Source organism: Mycobacterium venezuelense (assembly GCF_054919535.1).
This window is the reverse complement of sequence record NZ_JBONDW010000004.1, coordinates 302618-318927: the sequence shown is the minus strand read 5'-3', so window position 1 is coordinate 318927 and position 16310 is coordinate 302618. Positions and strand designations below refer to the sequence as shown.

The window sequence follows — 16310 nt, the reverse complement described above, 5'->3', positions numbered from 1 at the left end:
CCCTCGTTGGGAATGCAAGACGGACGCGAGCCCATGCTCAGGAATCTGATCGCTTGGAAGCCCATAGTCGACGCCGGATCAGATTCTGAGCGACCATTTCTAAGAATTCGCGAACATCCTCTTCGGAGTGCCGGAGGTCTTCGCGGCCGTAAGGAGGGTCGTCCCACTCCTCTGTCATGATGACTGCGTCAGTGGCTAGTGCAGATTGGATTGCGTTCAAGAAGAATTGAGGCCCCTGCTCGAAGCTACGGTACTCAATTATGGCGTCGGCTGTGATAGCCGCTTCGTTGTCGCCAAGTTTCGGGGTGAATTGCAGGCCGTACAGAATCATATTGACCCCACCGCGCCACGCTTCTGGCGGCAATTTTTGCTCCTTCCAGTGATCGTCTAATGCCGTTCTTAAACATGATGGTCATCATGTTGCATCAAGAGGGGGCGTTTTCATTAGGCTCGCTTGCGGGAGAGCCTATGGTGAGTCGAGCGGTCGATGGCTGCAGATGTTCAGGCATTCCTGTCGCGACTCGAGCGCCTCGCCGGTTATCCATTCGATGTGCCGAATGAAGGTTTCGTCCGTACTACCGCCTCATAACCCGCAGCCGCAATTCCTTCGACCAACTCCGCACGCAGTCGCGAGAGCTCTTCAGGGCCGATATCGGCTGCGCTGGTAGAGGCATCAAGGACCCAAGATCCGTCGAACTGTCGGAACAAACCAACGTTGATGCGTTGTCCCACGCTGGTTTCGATTACTCGATATCCAAACTCTTGATCATAATCGTCGCTCAAGCGCCCTTGTTTCTTGAGGCGAAGATGACTTCGTAAGCGTTCGAGTCCAGATTGGTCAACGGTGCCGTGTATATCAATCACTAGGACCAGGTTCGTCGCCATCGTCCACTGCCCTTCAACAATGTATACGCTCCACAATGTTTAACGCTCAACTTTCGTGCGATCGGTCGGGGTATCGCTCTGGTTCATCTGAACAAATGATGCCGCAGTGCTGCCGGAAGGCGACCATCCAGGAAGGCGCACTTAGATTTCGTCGCGACCGAGGAGTATCCAGTCATCGGCGTCATTGACCACTCGGACTCCAGGCATATCCTCACTATTCTTGATCATCTTCACCAATTCCTCCCACATAATTCCTCCATACCGAATTCCAGGCCGTCTGCGTGTTGTGTAAGTGAGAATCCAGCCGTGACGGCCGGCAGCTGATGAAGTTGAGATGGACGGTTGTCCATCAGGAGACACATCGTCTGTCAGATGGAGATAGAGCTCCCGTCCGTGCAGCCGAAGCAGCGCAGGCTCGTACCAATCCTCTGACGGGGTATGCGCCGCATCAGAAATCACCTTCTCGAGGTCGTCAGCCATGGACTGCACCTTCATATGCTTAAGTTTCGGATCCTTTAGATACGCGGCGATGCTAAGTAATTGATCTTGTGGGATCCCGACCGTGTCGTTGTTGCGATTTACTATCACTAGCCAGTCTGGGCGCACCGCTTCGTGCGCGACCCTGAGCAGTTCGCCCCACTCAGCGCCGGCGAATCGTTCGGGTAGATCAGGATGCCGCCTGGATGTGTAGGCCACCATCGCGGACGCCCCGTTGTCGAGTCTCCGTAGCGGAGTTGACAGCATCCGCCGACCGTTGATTTCACGTTCGGTGGCCACATAGAACAGGGTGAAGCCGTCTAGTGCACGAAACAGCTCGACTCGCGGGCCCCAGCTCGGATTTTGAGCAGCGACTGTCACCAGATGTTCTATCTCTTTAAGAGTGGTCATTTTGAGATTCCTCGATGTTCGGAATTACGGTCAATCATACGATCCGCGCTCCACAGCAAATCGTAGTCCGTGGACAGCATTTCTCACCAATCATCGTCCTCGTCGTACACTGTCTCTGGCTTCTTGTATTCGCGAAGAATCGCAAACGTCGTCCCGTCGTATATGACGTCAACGTCGAACACCTTGTTTGATGTATATCCGAGGCATGCGGCAAAGTCGACGTTTCCCATATTCGGACGGAGGAGGTCACTTAATAGCGTCGGCCTATCGACGGTGTGAGGTGATCCCTTTATATCGAGGCCATCCGGTGGCTCAAGTGTGTAGTTCGGAATTTCTTCGCCTGGATAGTACGTCCGGGAATAAACCCGCGACGTATCTCCACCGGTTTCGATCAGATTGCCGAGGGATCCCGTGATCGGGGAACCATGTTCCGCGTACACCGTGAAGGTCGTACCTGGCGGAACTCGTGTGGTTCCGTCGATCGAATAGTAGTTGCCATGGCCACTCAGTTTGTACCGTCCGTCCGGACCAATGGCCTGCTCCGACGGGTCGTCCGGGATTCTCGTGCTATGTCCGGGTTCCGGAGGAGGCTGGCGACCGTCACTGGGCGCTTGACGCTCGTCTACCCAATGACCACCCGGGTCAGACCAATCATGGCGGCCATCGGCCCGAGAGCGCGTCTCCGGAGGCTCAACCCCATAATCGGAGTCAGACCGCATTTCATCAGAAGGAGTTGGCTGACCGGCCACTCCTGCCTTTGGTTCAGGCGAGGTTCCGTCATGGCGAATATGCCAATCCGACTCTCGGAAGTGAGAGGTTACCCCCACCGACGAAGTGTCTGGAGGACCCGAGCCAGGGAACAGGGCTGGCACCACTGGTCGACCGGTTCGCTCGGTCCAGTCGGTCGCCCACTCCCAGAGAGCCGGGAAGAGAGCCTTAAACACTTGTTTGTCAACAAACCCATATTTAGGGTGAACCAGACTGCCCGTCGGCCCATCTGCCTCCCATCGTTGACGGCACGCGTCGACCATAGAGTCGGAAGAGATCTGGATGTCGTAGTCGCTGGGTTCTTCGTCAAGGCCGAGGCGGTGCATGGAGTCGAAAGGCCTTCGCAACGGCCGGTTTTCATTTTCACCGAACCATGCATTCATTCGCCACTGCGCGTCAGGGTTGTCATGAATGTCGGCATCGAGCGGCAGTGCTTTGTGCTCGCCGGAGAAGAACCGCGCTGACGACCCCTGCAGCCGGATGTCCAGATCGTCCGCGGTGAAGCCCTCCCGCGCCAGCGCGTCGTAAAGCTCGCTCCTGAACTCCCTGAATTCGGCCGGCGTCATACCGAGTGGCGCCTCACGGTTGGCCCAAGCTTCTACTTGCTCGGGGGAGATTCCCAAAAACTCGCAGTCTCTGGGTCGAATGCGGTATCCGGAGTCATCGGCCGGCAGCAACGAAGCTGCGTGCAGCCCAGTCGGTCCATCCCACGGCGATGCTGCATGCTGATCGGTTGCGGCTGCATCCACTGAATCGTGGTCGCGACCGGATTCATCTCGCGTTGTCCAATCCGCCTCCGGGACTGCTGGGTGGTGCTCGTCCCCACTGCCGATCTGGTTGGCGCCCTCCGGCTCTTGGTTGCACGTGCTCTCCACAGACGAAGGAGGCGAGGCGTCATGAGAATGGTCGTGAGTTACACCTGGGTGGTGTCCGTCTCCGGCCACACGCCCTGGTTCTGACGGCTCACCCACCTCGCGTGGACTGCCGCCGTCGCCGACAGTGGATCCCGCGGATCCCAAGTGTGCGTGTGCTTCTCTATCGTCAACGGATGTTCTTGGGTCGGTTGCGGCGGGCCGGTCAGCGACTCCGCCCTCAGCTGATACACGATCGTCTGGTCGTTCTCCCGCAGCCGCCGGACCGTGACCCTCCATTGATACGGATAGATCTGGCGCCCCGCTCGGTTCACGCCCGTCTGCTTGAACGTCGTGTGTGCGTCCGCCACCATGGTCTCCGACCAACTCGGGTATAGATACACGATCCCCGTCTCCGAATCGATCACCAGGCGAGCCAATCCCACCGCCGCTCCGGAATTCATCTGCTCCGGCGTCAGGACTTTCGTCGCCACCCACCCGTGATCGAACGGAGCCACGTGGTAATTCTCGGTCGGCGACATCTGCGCCAGGTATGCCAGGGCTTCTTTCGTCGTTTCCAGTTGTGCCATCACGCGCTCCTTGACCAGGTTCGATCGGTGTGGATTGCCGCAACGTCGACTTGTCGACGATTGGAGACGGCGGCCGCTCCGAAGTCGACCCGTCCCGGGGGGCCCGCCATGCCGGTCCACCAGCAGAGCGGATCGACCGGTCCACCGTCGCCGGAGCATGCTGTGCTGCAACGGTTTTTGCCTCTGGCGAATGCACCGCAGCAGCCCCGGTCGTGGCAGATGGTTGGGTGCGTGTGTTCTCCGGTGAACTACCTTGCGGCGCTTTGGATTCAGCGGGACGTGCGGTGGTCTCCGGGGTCTGTGCTCTACCGGCCGCAGTCTGTCCGTCGCCCGGACTGTGCACGGGGCCCGGACCGTGCGGCCCCATCGGTCCACCGACCATTGGCATCATGCCCGGGGCAACACCCCCAGAATCCTGACGGAAGCCGTTCCCATCACCGAGTGTCTGTGACTGTTCTCGGTTAGTACCGTTGTCCGGGTTCGCGCGCTCGTCGCTGCCATGTGAAGCTGGCTCCGCCACATGGGCAGCGTGCTGATCAGCCAGGGGTTGCTCATCGGGACGCTCGCTGTACTCACTGGAGTCCGTGCTGTGACTGTCGCCGAGCGTGTCGTTGTCGGTGCCTCGGTGCCCCGCATTGTCGACAGCTCCATCCCCGGCGGCGCCGCCGCGCTGCTCAGGCGTGCTCGGGCTGTGGCTGGCCGACCGATCACCGTCGGGCCGTGACCCGGCATCGTATTCGTTGGTGGGACTGGGAGTATCGGGTACCTCGTGCGAACCGGATGGTGTCTGACCGCTGGAGGACGCGGGCTCACCCATTGATGGCGCAGGCGGCCCGGCCGAAGGCGACGAGTCACTGGGTTGACCCGGACCAGAGGTAGCCGGTGGCTGCGCAGACGGTTCCTCCGCACGGCCCGGTCCACCCTCCGAAGGACCGACTGGCCGGCCTGGCGGATCAGGCGGTGGACCGTCGCCGCCGTAGTCCCGGCCTGGCGTACCTGCCGGGCCCGGCGGGTCAGGTGGCCCGACCGAACCCTCGAAGCCACGAGGCGCTGTCGGCCCATCAAAACCGTTCGGACGGTTCGGATTTATGACCGACTCGGGAATTGCCGGAGCGAACTCCTGGACATCGGGCACCCTGGAACCTCGGCCAGCCAGATCGTCCAGTCCATCCAAATCGTGGTTACGGGACTTCAATCCCGGCAGATCCGAAAGACTGGGGAGCTTCCCGCCTTTCAATGCACCATGGGCGGCCTTGACTCCCTTGACCACGGTGCCCGACTTCGAGAACGGGCCGCCCGGGGTGAACAGCATCGTGACGTTGAACACCGCCTCCCCTGCCCCTCTGCCCGGGTGGTCGCCGGTCCACTGGTCGTAGGCAATGAACTCCTTGCCCATGGTCACCAGTACGTCGTCCAACGTTGATGGATCCTTCGCCACCGACATCGCCAACTCCGCCATGCCCTTCCAGGTGTCGATGTCGGCCATCGCCACTGTTCCGGACACCATGTTGATCAGGCCAGACCACACGCCGACCGAGAAGTCGGTGTAGGTAGTCACCAGGGCAGCGAGGTGGCCGCCCACTTCCTCACCGAAGGTGGCGACCAGGATGGGTGTGATCCATTTCTGGAAAGCCGTTGCGGCGTCACCAATTGCGGTTTTGAGCGCCTCCAAGAGGCCCACGACGCCTTTGACCTGGCTCTGGAAGTTGTCCAGGATTTCACCGACGTCGCGGGCGATCTCTCGCAGGATGTCGTCGGCTTCGCCAGTGAAGATGCCCTTCAATGTGTCTGCGACACCGTCGATGGACGTCAGTCTGTCCAACAGACGGCGGATGGCGTCCTGCGCCTGCTGCACGTTGCCGGCGAATGTGTCGGCCTTCTCCGCGATGTCCGCAGCCGTATCCGCCAGCGCAGAGATGCCCTCGCCGAGGTCGAAAAGAGCCGTGTTGATCTGGCCGATCTCCGGAATGTTCTGAACGGACACAGCGGTTTTCACTGCGGCCAACTCGCCCTCGAAGACCGCCATGCCTTGGGCGAGATTGCGCCATTGCGCGGCCGTCAACCTCATCATCGCCGGATCACCCGATGGCCACATCGCCGCCCCGGGACCAATGGCAACTACGAGGAAAGGCAGTATCAAAGGCCACCGGAGCGGCGGGAGCACCACACTCGTGCTCGGACCTAATGCCGCGTCAGCTGCCGTTGTCGTGCTCGGCACCTCGCCGAGGCCACCCGTGGGGCCGGTCCCACCGATCGTCGACGCCGCATCAGCGCTCTTGTAGTTGTGACCCGTTGCTTCCAACTTGTAGCCCACGGATTTGAACGAATTTGCGCCATTCGCCAAGCCATCGGCGAACTCCTGGGCCCGTCGGCCGTACTCCAACGCGAAACTGAGCCCCGCCGGGTCCAGACCAGAGGCAATCCCGCTCGATACGACCGCACCCAGTGCGTCCGACAGCATGCCCAGCTGCGCCCCTAGCGATCCCATGTGCTGACCCGCTCGGATCAGCACCTCCGGATCAACCTCGATGCGGTCGCCGGAAGTGCCCGATCCGGCGCCGCTGGCGCCGGCTACGACGCCGACATCTCGCCGTTCTTCTTCTTTGCCTCGGTGTAGTTCTTATGCGCCGCCTCAGCGGCCTTCTGTAACTGCGACAACGCCGCTCGCATCTGTTCGGCGCCGTCCTCCCATTGCTGCTGCGCCTGCTCTTGCGCATCCGACCCTGAACCATGCCAATGCTGACGCAACGCAGCCATCGCCTGATCGATGTCCTCCAGGCAGGCTCCGACCTCGCGCTGGAACGCCAGCATGTGGGTGATGGCTGACTGCAGCTGAGGAAAATCCACAATCAACATCAACGGTTCCTAACCGTCCGACCGGCCCACGGCACGCGTCGTGGGGCGAGGTTCGACCGGCGGAGCATGTACCGGAGCCGTGGATGCGGAGTCATCCGAGGCCGCAGCGCCGCCGTGGCCGTCGGCGTCGTAATCTCGTTCGTCGGACTCATCGACGCGTTCCTGGCCGTCGTGGTCTCGTTTCTCGGCGTCAGGCTGCTCGCCTGTCTCATCACGGTCTGATTGAGTCTGTGCAGCTTGCTGCGCCAAACCGACGACGCCCTGCGCGACCCCGGTGGCGACCTGAGCAAGACCCACAGCAGCCTGCGCCAGCCCACCGGCCATCTGGCCGGCCGTTTGCGCAAGCCCTTGCGCTACCTGGCCTCCCGTCTCCGCCACAGGTTGTGCCAGGTTCATCGACGCAGCTGTATCGGCGACACCGCGATCACTCATGGCGTCAACTGCGGTCTGGCCAGTCGGACTCGGACCAGCCGGGCTGCTGCCCGGCCCGGCCGCATTGCCGGGCTGGAAAGACGACCTGACCGCATCAGCGGCCTGGTGATCGGTCCGGGCGTACTCGTCGGCCGCTCTTCTCAACAACTCCGACATCGTCTGCAAGCCGCGGACGACCTGCCCCGCGCCCGTATGCCATTTGTCCCATTCGGTCTGGTAGGCCGACGCCGCGCCGCCCTGCCAACCCGAGCCCAACAGCTGCCCGACTTCCAAGTCGACACTCGATAACCCGTCTTGAAGACGCTGCCCAGCGTCTGCCAGACGCGCCGCAGCCGAATGCAGCTCCGACGTAACAACTTCGACCGGTTGCCCCACCCGACCCCCTCCGCTAGCAGCGTGGCCCATCCAGTACCGCTCGGGCTGTCGACCCGCCTGATGGCCGACGGTTGCATCGACGTCAGCCAATCCCGTCGGGCGTCGGCAACTTCGCCGACACAGTACGCACCGCTTCCTTCTTTGCTGAGTGAATGCTAACCCGCACGAACTGCCCTTCAGCACGCAAAATCGACAGGCGATCGGTGGTGAAGTACTCCCGCTTTCGGTGACGCATGTTCGCGTGTTGATGTCCGCGAGGACCGGTCAAAGACAAGAAGCGTCATCGCAGTTCTCTACCTCCCCTTATGATTGCCCCCGTGCAATTAGCCAGTCGGCTTGACGTGAGAAGATTCATTTCAGAGCGGACATTGGTTTGTTTGCCAGATGTGCGTCAGCACACTGCAGGCGGGTCGAATTTCATCGGGGGAGTGTGAGGGCGTGCGCCGCATAGCCGTAATGCTGCTGGCTTTGTTGCTGGCTTTCTTCAGTGCTCCTCCGGCATGGGCGATCGACCCGCCCACGATCGATGCCGCAGCCGTTCCGCCTGATGAAACGGGCCCGGACCAGCCGATGGAGCAGCGCAAAATCTGCGCAGCGCCGACGGTTCTGCCCAACTCGAATTTCGCCGACAAACCGTGGGCCAATGACTACCTCCGTATTGCCGAGGCGCAGAAGTTCGCAACCGGCGCGGGAGTAACTGTTGCCGTGATCGACACGGGCGTGCAAGGGTCACCGCGGGTCCCTGCCGAGCCGGGCGGCGACTTTGTCGACGCAGCGGGCAACGGTATGTCCGACTGTGACGCCCACGGGACGATGACGGCCGCGATCATTGCCGGGCGGCCCGCGCCAACAGACGGGTTCGTCGGTGTCGCGCCCGATGCCCGCCTACTTTCGCTGCGGCAGACCTCCGTCGCGTTTCAGCCCAAGGGTTCGCGGCAGGATCCCAACGACCCGAATACCACCCAGACGGCGGGCTCGATCCGCAGCCTGGCCCGCGCCGTCGTGCACGCGGCCAACCTCGGCGCGCAGGTCATCAACATCAGTGAGGCGGCCTGCTACAAAGTGACCCGCCGGATCGACGAGGCCAGCCTTGGCGCGGCGATCAACTATGCCGTGAACGTCAAGAACGCGGTCATCGTCGTCGCGGCCGGTAACACCGGCCAGGACTGCACACAGAACCCGCCGCCGGATCCGTCCATCCCTGCCGATCCGCGGGGCTGGAAGCAGGTGCAGACGATCGTCAGCCCCGCCTGGTACGACCCGCTGGTGTTGACCGTCGGCAGCATCGGGCAGAACGGGCAGCCCAGCAACTTCTCGATGTCCGGACCGTGGGTGGGCGCGGCCGCACCGGGCGAGAACCTCATCTCGCTCGGCTACGACGGTCAGCCCGTCAACGCCACACCCGGTGAGGACGGGCCGGTTCCGCTCAACGGCACGTCGTTCTCGGCGGCCTACGTCTCCGGCCTGGCCGCGCTGCTCAAGCAGCGCTTCCCGGATCTGAGTCCGGCGCAGATCATCAACCGCATCACCGCGACCGCGCGCCATCCTGGCGGCGGCGTCGACAACTATGTCGGTGCCGGCGTGGTGGATCCCGTCGCCGCGCTCACGTGGGAAGTGCCCGACGGGCCGGAGAAGGCTCCGTTCCGCGTGAAGGAAGTTCCGCCGCCGGTGTACATCCCGCCGCCAGACCGCGGCCCGATCACCGCTGTTGTGATCGCCGGGGTATCACTTGCACTCATTCTGGGAATCGGTGCCATGGCCCGCCGAGCGTTGAGGCGTCGGCGATGAATTTCCTGCGGCAGTTCGGCTTTCGGTTCACCACCGGCCACGCCATCTGGACGGCGGCGCTCATCCCCGCGTGCATCGCCGTGTGCATGCACTTCAATCTGATGTGGCTGGGGATCACGCTGTCGGTGCTCATCGCGATCTTCTCGGTGCTCACCATCCGTGGCCGCCGGCTGACCGGCTGGGTGGTTGCGATCTTCTCGTGGCGGCGCCGCCACCGCAGCACCCCCGATGTGGCGTCCGAGCCGGCGGTCGGCTCCACGGTCATGCCCGGCGATCACGTCGCTGTCCGTTGGCAGGGCGACTACCTGATCGCCGTGATCGAGCTTGTGCCAAGGCCGTTCACTCCCACCGTCATCGTCAACGGCAACGCCGTCTCCGATGACATCGTGAGCACCAAGCTCGTCGAAGAACTGCTCGAAGCTCATTGCCCTGACCTGGAAGCCGACGTCGTGTCGGCGGGATACCGCGTCGGTAAGACCGCCCCGGCCAGCCTCGTGGCGCTCTACGAACAGGTGGTCGGGCCCTATCCCGCGCCGGCGAACCGCCGCACGTGGATTGTGCTTCGGGCCGACCCGGAGAAGACCCGCCGGTCGGCGCTGCGCCGCGATTCCGGGGTCTCGGGTCTGGCGCGCTATCTCGTAGCGTCGACGACACGTATCGCAGACCAGTTGGCCAGCAATGGTATCGACGCTCGGTGCTCACGTAGCTTCGACGACTACGATAAGGCCACCGAGATCAGCTTCGAGCGTGAAACGTGGTCGGCCATCAAGGGCCGCAGCACGTTCACCGCGGCCTACAACGCTCCGGGAGGTCCCGATGTGTGGTGGTCGGCGCGGGCCGATCACACCACGACTCGGGTGCGGGTGCGGCCCGGTGCGGCACCGACCAGCACCGTGTTGCTGACGACGTTGGCGAATCCCACGACACCGCGCGGCTTTTCATGCCTCTTCGGCGGTCAGCGCGCGGCACTGCAGGGCCTCACCCCGGTGACCGACAAGCATTACGATCTGCCGATCGGATCGGCGGGCGTCCTTGTCGGCGAGACATCCGACCGCTACCCGGTGTACATGCCATTCGACAACGTTGATGTCAGCATCAACCTCGGCGACGCAAGACTGTTCACGCAGTTCGTCATTCGAGCAGCCGCGTCCGGCGCGGTGATCACCCTTGGGCCGCAGTTCCGCGAGTTCGCCACGATGATCAACGGACGCGTCGGCCGGACGCCACGAGTCGCGTGGCCGAATGCGACGACCTATCTCGGGCCCCATCAGGGTGTGGGCCGCGTGATCTTGCGGCCCAACTTCATCGATACGCCACGGCACCGGCAATTGCCGATCCGGCTGATCAATCCGCGTGAAGAGAGCCGCTATCAGATGGCGTTGGAGCAGTAGGGGGACTGAAGTGACCGACGACGTGCATCCACAGGTCGCTGCCGTATTGCGCCAGGCGCAGCGGCTGCAATCGCTCATGGACGACCAGCTCCACAAGATGAACAACGAGGCGTTCATCGGCACCGACGAAACCGATACGGTCGAGGTGACGTTGAACGGTCACCATCACCTGACATCGGTCTTCATCGAGGACGGGCTGCTGCGGCTCGGCGCGGCAACAGTGGAGCAGCGGCTGAACGAAGCCTTGCAGAAGGCGGCGGCAGCGGCGACCGCATCGATTGAAGCCGACCGGGAACGGCTCGACGCGATCGTCGCGGACATCACCGCTGAGGACGGCTGAGCCGTACCTCAATCGTCGCGTGGCGCGAGAGCAGGCGGCGGGTCCGGTTTGCGGTGGACTGGTTGAAACGCATAGATCGTTCCGCCGATCTTGATCATCGGGCTATAGGCGAACGCGATGACGACCAAGATGGCAGTCATTCCGCCGGCGACGAAGAGCCCACTCTGCCAATTTGGTAGTGCGGCAGAGAAAATCAGTACCGCGGCAACGGCGCAGCTGGTCCAATAGACACGTCGCTGCACGGACGCCGGAGAGAGGGTTCGCGATTTCCAGAATGGAAACCAGCTCGCCGCAATGGCGATGAAGATTGCAGCAATCGCGGCCTTGCCGAGCCAGCTACCGGTAAGCATCGATCTTCACATTATCTGCTGGGGGTCGCCGGTGGTGGATCGAACTGCCTACCTACTTCAGCACCAAAGTCACCACCCCAGATTCCGCCCACGAACCCTCCGATTATGGCTGCGCCCGCTGCCGTGAACGGCCCACCGACCGATCCAACTGCCGCACCGGTGGCCATGCCACCGAGAACGCTACCCAATAGGGATCCCGCGCTCCGCCCGAACTCCTCGTTAGATCCACCGTCCATCCACTTGTCAAACGCCATCACAGCCTGAACGGCATTGGCAGCCATCGAAACTCGGCCACCTGCCTTCGCTAGTTGGTCCAGGTCGCTTCGTGACAAACCGGCGAACATATCCCCTGCCGCCGACTTTCCATACTGACCAGCGCCGGTACCCGCCGCGTCGGCGGCTGTTGCAAGATTTGATATCACCTGTGACACACCGGCATCGGATACTCCGGCGGTCCCAAGTTGTTGTTCGAGCGTTTTCAAGACGATGTCCCGCGCCATTGCCTCGGACGTATCTAGCATCTGTGTCGCAACATCCGGACTCTGCGGAGGCATCCCGTGCAGGCCAGCCTCAAGTTGACGTTGCAGCTCCAACCGAGCGCGAGCGCGTGCGCGTGCATCATTGCCGAGGACCGGGTCGATAGGCAGCGGTCCAACGTACTGTGCCATGAAGTAATCATCGAGCCGACGACTGGCACATTTGATTGCCGTCTCATCGGCGTTCGGGTTGTTCAGCGTGTCGTAATCACGCAGTCGACCTGCCGCATCCTGCTTCTCCTGTGTCCACGGGCCAGGTGAATCAAAGAGCTCCTTATCGGCTGCACGTTGACCGTCGGCATACTTCTCTGCGGACTCGGACTTCTTTGGATCGGTGTCGCCGAATGCCAATTGCACATCCTCGCCCGACTTGGTCCCATCAGAACGGGAGCCAACCGACTCCCTAACCGCGTCGTAGTCGCCCTTGAGTTTGTCGACGTCGCCTTTGATGGTCGTCATGTCGTCGGTCGCCGACGTGACGATGTTGTTGACCTTGGTGATGCCCTCTCTGGCAATAGGAATCAGCTTGTTCTCGCGGTCGGCGGCGGACAGATCGGAGGGAAGTGAGTTGACCATGCTCTCGACCCATCCCTTGGCGGTGTCGAGATTCGTGCGCCCATTCTTTACAACATCAGCAGCCTTCTTGACCTCGCCCGCCATCTTCCTGTCTAGCTCGGCGAGCTTCTCGTACACCGCGGCGTGCTCTTTGTTGACTGCCGCATACGCCTGTGATCCGGACCCTTGCCAGCGGTCATCGGGTGCAGCGGCTTCGACGCCAGCCTTCATCTGCATTAACCGGGAGCTACCGTCGAACTGAGAGCCGTCGTCAGGAGTACCTTGCCCGAAGGTTTTGCGTGCCTTGTTCCACGTCGAGTAGAACCCATCAAGCGCACTCACCCCGAAGCCTCTCGCCAGGACGTTTACCTAATTATGGCCGACGGCAAACGAACTCAACGACAGTAATGTGCTCGGTTGAAGCGGTTAGCTGGGATCCTTGCGCGCCTGCATCTCTCGCTTGCGACGTTCTTGGAGACCAATGATGGCCTCGGTGTACGCACGGTCCTCGGTATAGAGGTCTTCGTCCGGGGTCAGGTTTGGGTCCCGCCGCTTGTCCTTGCCCTGGTTGCCGCCGCCGGCGCCGTGGCCCATTCCGCCCATACCGCCCATTCCGGCGCCCGCCATGCCGCCGCCTGCCGGCCCAGCGCCCGCTGGCAAACCGGCCCCGCCTCGAGCGGCCGCGCCGCCGGGCGGAGCGACTGTCTCGGCACCGACCGCGGGACCGAGCGGCGCCGCGGGCATGCCGCCACCGCCCCCGCCGGCTCCACCGCCCGACCCGCCGCCGCCACCCGCACTTGCCGGTTTGAGACTTGGCTCGGCCAGGCCTGGGATTTCTCCAGAGCCAGAAGGTAGTTCAGCACCTGTGGGCGATCCCGCACCGGAGGGCGCACCACCGCCACTGCCTTGGCCTTGCCCGCCGCCGGACGGCGAGCCACCCCCTGACGGCGAGCCGCCTGCGCCCGCCGATTCAGGTTTGCCGGCACCAGCGTTCGCGCTCGCCGGGGACATCGCGGGTTGCCCGGGCGGCATACCTCCCGGTGGCTGGCCGCCGGGTGTGCCGCCGCCTCCGCCACCACCGCCTCCGGAACCGGTGGGCTGGCCGACATTGTTTGTCGGGCCTGTTCCAGCGGCCGTTCCGAACGGCGGGGTAGGCACCTTGGCCATCTCGGGATCCGAACTACTGGCGTAAGTCTCGCGTACCATTCGGGACTTCTCCTGCTCAGCCTCCATCTTTGCAACCAGTGCGTCGATGTCAGCCTGGTTCGGATTTGTCCCTTCCAGCGCGTCGTCCAAGGTGTCCTGCAGTGCTTTATACGCCTTGGCGATCGGCGTGTGGTCGGCGACGGCCTTGTCGTGAGCGTTCTTGATCGCTACGGCGGCGCCGGCGTAACTCTCCCACGCGTCCGACAGGTCTTGAAGCCAGTCCCGGAACTTGTTGAATTTCGCGAAGGCTGCGTCGGCGGCATCGCCTTCCCAGTCGGCGAAGCTTGGTTCTGGCGCGAGGCTGGTGACGGCGATCATGCCCTTGAAGCCCGCCTCGATGGCGTCGTTTAGGGAGCCAGCGTCGCCGGAGTTGAGGCGTTCTTCGGTGTCTTCAACGCTGAGATACCCGTCGGCACTGACCATTGCAGGTTTCGGTGGCTCCGGGGGCAAGGGGAGTTCTGGCTCCGGCGCAGGTACTGGAATCGCCTCTGCCATGGTACCGCGCTCTATCGGATCTACCCAGTTCGCGTCGACATCGGAGTACGCTTTGGCAACTTTCTCCAATGTCCTTGCTAGGCGGAGGCTTTCCTCTTTCGAGACGTCGGTGAACTTCTGCAGCGATTCTCCGTACGCGTTGAGGTTGTCGACCGCGGTCTTGGTCGAGCTCAACCCGTCCGGTGGAGACGCCTTCGGCGCCTCTGTCGGCCAGCGCCCAGCCTGTTCGCTGATCCATGTCGCCCGCTTGCTCAATTCCTCAGCAGCGACCTTAATCTGATCTGCCATAGGTCCCCCTACGCCTCGGTCCCGAGCTCAAAGCGTGTCGGCACGACCAACGATCGGCCGACGTGCACAGCGCGGTTATGCCTGTTCATCACTGATTGCGTCGGTAGTGAGCACACTCAGGTGCTGCCAATAGATTCCGTCGGCGATCGCAGCCCGCTGGGCGTCGGGCCCGACAGCGGTGTGCGCGCGGTGTAACGCCAACTCCTGCATATGGTTTGCGTAGGCGATCATCGCGTTCAAGTGCACGACCACCCGGCCGGGGTCCTTGCTCAGCAGGGGCTGGAAGACCTCCCTGAGCAATTTCGCCCGACGGTCTGCTGGTCCATCCGGATCAGCTGGTGCGGGTGGCAGAAGTTCACCAAGCGCAGGGTCACTGACCTTCGCCAACTTCGCCATCGCATCGGGTGCGATCACTTCGAGTCGGGAGCGACCTTGCATCTGACCGTTCGTCGGAAGGTCATCCGGTTGCAGCACCACCTGTGCGACGCCGGAATCGAACCCCTTGAATTGCTCTTCGGTGGCGATCACCGCGCGCAGCGACGTGTCGTGAGCCTGCGCCCACCCGTGTAGAGCCACGATCGGGTACGTCGCCCACTTCCCGCGTTCCACCGGCGGTATGGATTCGTCGGCGCTGACGAACTTCACCCGCTCGGGCAGGTTCACGCCGTCCGGGATAAACCCGATCCCGTAGTTATTGGCCACCACGATTGACCCATCGGTGGTCAGCCCGGTCAGCCAGAAGAGCCGCGGCTGCTTCACATCGACGTTCAACGCGGCGCCTATGCGACGAGCCAAATCCACCAAGTCCGAACCCAACGCCCGGCGGGATAGCCCAGCGGCCGCGTCGCGTTGAGCGCGCGCAGCCGATACGGGCACTGGCGCCGCACCAATGGCCGCCGCACTCGCCGCGCTGGGCGCAGCCGGCGGAGGCGGTGGCGCACTCGCGGGTGCGACGGGAGCTGCCGGCGGGGCCGTCGGAGGCGGACCTAATGGCATCGGTGGCGGCATTCCACCACCGCCTGAGCCCATTCCCATGCCCGTGCCCCCGCCGGTTGCGGGCGGAGGCGGCGGGGCGACAGGCGCCTGTGCACTGCTTTGGGCCGTCGGGGCTGGAGCAGTGTTCGTCGGCGCAGTTGAATCGAGCGGTTCCAGCGGGGGCGGAGCCATGCCTGCCGAAGCCGGTTGCATCTGCGGTCCCGCCGCATTCGCAAACGATTGCGCGAACTGCTGCATCGGATTGGGGGGCGGCTGAGCTCCAGCCTGTGCCGCCGATGCTGCCTGCGACGCGTCTGCCGCCGGTTCGAAACTGCTTGCCGCTGACGACGGTCCGCCACCACCGCTCAGCGGGCTCACTGGTGCGGTGGGTGCGGAAGGTGCGGTGCCCCCGCCGCCACTGAGGCTTGGTACGCCAGGTGGCCCTGTGAGTCCTTCTGGGGCGGGCGCTGGAGCTACTCGAGGCGTTCTATTACCAGGAGCGGACGGCTGTTGCTTAGGGCCACCAGCAGGGGGCTGCGCCGAAGCTCCCGGGGTCGTGCCAGCTTGCCCTGACTTTTCAACATCTGCTTTATTGGGCGCGTTGACTTGCGGAGGCGCCTGTTCAGCCACTTCCGCTCCCGCGCCGGCTTTCACCGCGTTCGGAGGCGCCGGATCGGCGCCTGCAGCTCCGGGTAACTTCGCCCCAATCCCACCCTTACCATTTTGAGACCATAAAGCGGC

At 63.0% G+C, this 16310-nt stretch carries 14 protein-coding genes and 1 pseudogene; 4 read left to right on the top strand and 11 right to left on the bottom strand.

The window, feature by feature from the left end:
• Window positions 1-537: 537 nt before the first annotated feature.
• From ACRCUN_RS08930 to ACRCUN_RS08915, 4 genes are all read right to left on the bottom strand, one after another.
• Window positions 538-885 carry a hypothetical protein gene (locus ACRCUN_RS08930; RefSeq protein WP_462141261.1) on the bottom strand — a complete coding sequence of 116 codons (348 nt, stop codon included), beginning with the start codon at window positions 883-885 and terminating at the stop codon, window positions 538-540.
• A gap of 141 nt (window positions 886-1026) precedes the next feature.
• Entirely contained in the window at window positions 1027-1773 is a 747-nt protein-coding gene (locus tag ACRCUN_RS08925) for a hypothetical protein (RefSeq protein ID WP_462141260.1), read from the bottom strand.
• An 83-nt stretch (window positions 1774-1856) separates the two neighbouring features.
• Window positions 1857-3107, bottom strand: coding sequence for a putative adhesin (locus ACRCUN_RS08920; RefSeq protein ID WP_462141354.1), 1251 nt, complete (start codon window positions 3105-3107; stop codon window positions 1857-1859).
• A 347-nt stretch (window positions 3108-3454) separates the two neighbouring features.
• Window positions 3455-3982 carry an SUKH-4 family immunity protein gene (locus tag ACRCUN_RS08915; RefSeq protein WP_462141361.1) on the bottom strand — a complete coding sequence of 176 codons (528 nt, stop codon included), beginning with the start codon at window positions 3980-3982 and terminating at the stop codon, window positions 3455-3457.
• Between the two features lie 1394 nt (window positions 3983-5376).
• On the opposite strand from ACRCUN_RS08915, the gene ACRCUN_RS08910 reads away from it, so the two are divergent.
• Entirely contained in the window at window positions 5377-5532 is a 156-nt protein-coding gene (locus tag ACRCUN_RS08910; RefSeq protein ID WP_462141360.1) for a hypothetical protein, read from the top strand.
• A 335-nt stretch (window positions 5533-5867) separates the two neighbouring features.
• Here ACRCUN_RS08910 and ACRCUN_RS08905 read toward each other — a convergent pair.
• The 3 genes and pseudogenes from ACRCUN_RS08905 to ACRCUN_RS08895 all read right to left on the bottom strand — a co-directional run.
• A pseudogene (locus ACRCUN_RS08905) lies at window positions 5868-6050 on the bottom strand (hypothetical protein); the annotation flags it as partial.
• 503 nt (window positions 6051-6553) lie between these two features.
• A complete protein-coding gene (locus ACRCUN_RS08900; protein WP_462141259.1) occupies window positions 6554-6838 on the bottom strand; it encodes a WXG100 family type VII secretion target in 285 nt (94 codons plus the stop codon).
• A gap of 9 nt (window positions 6839-6847) precedes the next feature.
• Window positions 6848-7675 (bottom strand): WXG100 family type VII secretion target, encoded by an 828-nt coding sequence (locus ACRCUN_RS08895; protein ID WP_462141258.1) that lies wholly within the window; start codon window positions 7673-7675, stop codon window positions 6848-6850.
• A 408-nt stretch (window positions 7676-8083) separates the two neighbouring features.
• Here ACRCUN_RS08895 and mycP point away from each other — a divergent pair, with 408 nt between their 5' ends.
• The 3 genes from mycP to ACRCUN_RS08880 are packed head-to-tail and all read left to right on the top strand — an operon-like array spanning window position 8084 to window position 11164.
• A complete protein-coding gene (gene mycP, locus ACRCUN_RS08890; protein WP_462141257.1) occupies window positions 8084-9433 on the top strand; it encodes a type VII secretion-associated serine protease mycosin in 1350 nt (449 codons plus the stop codon).
• Complete coding sequence (eccE, locus tag ACRCUN_RS08885) at window positions 9430-10824, top strand: type VII secretion protein EccE (RefSeq protein WP_462141256.1); 1395 nt, start codon at window positions 9430-9432, stop codon at window positions 10822-10824. Before mycP ends, eccE begins: the two co-directional genes overlap by 4 nt.
• A 10-nt stretch (window positions 10825-10834) precedes the next feature.
• Window positions 10835-11164, top strand: a complete 330-nt coding sequence (locus ACRCUN_RS08880) for a YbaB/EbfC family nucleoid-associated protein (RefSeq protein ID WP_067849758.1) — start codon at window positions 10835-10837, stop codon at window positions 11162-11164.
• An 8-nt stretch (window positions 11165-11172) separates the two neighbouring features.
• Here the strand turns inward: ACRCUN_RS08880 and ACRCUN_RS08875 are convergent, their stop codons facing one another.
• The 4 genes from ACRCUN_RS08875 to ACRCUN_RS08860 all read right to left on the bottom strand — a co-directional run bounded on the left by ACRCUN_RS08875 (window position 11173) and on the right by ACRCUN_RS08860 (window position 15365).
• Complete coding sequence (locus tag ACRCUN_RS08875; protein WP_462141255.1) at window positions 11173-11514, bottom strand: hypothetical protein; 342 nt, start codon at window positions 11512-11514, stop codon at window positions 11173-11175.
• A gap of 11 nt (window positions 11515-11525) precedes the next feature.
• The gene (locus tag ACRCUN_RS08870; RefSeq protein WP_462141254.1) at window positions 11526-12947 is read right to left on the bottom strand and encodes an EspA/EspE family type VII secretion system effector; all 1422 of its coding nucleotides are present in this window, start codon (window positions 12945-12947) and stop codon (window positions 11526-11528) included.
• 84 nt (window positions 12948-13031) lie between these two features.
• Window positions 13032-14594 (bottom strand): PPE domain-containing protein, encoded by a 1563-nt coding sequence (locus ACRCUN_RS08865; protein WP_462141253.1) that lies wholly within the window; start codon window positions 14592-14594, stop codon window positions 13032-13034.
• Window positions 14595-14669: 75 nt separating this feature from the next.
• Entirely contained in the window at window positions 14670-15365 is a 696-nt protein-coding gene (locus ACRCUN_RS08860) for an EspK C-terminal domain-containing protein (RefSeq protein ID WP_462141252.1), read from the bottom strand.
• Window positions 15366-16310: the final 945 nt, after the last annotated feature.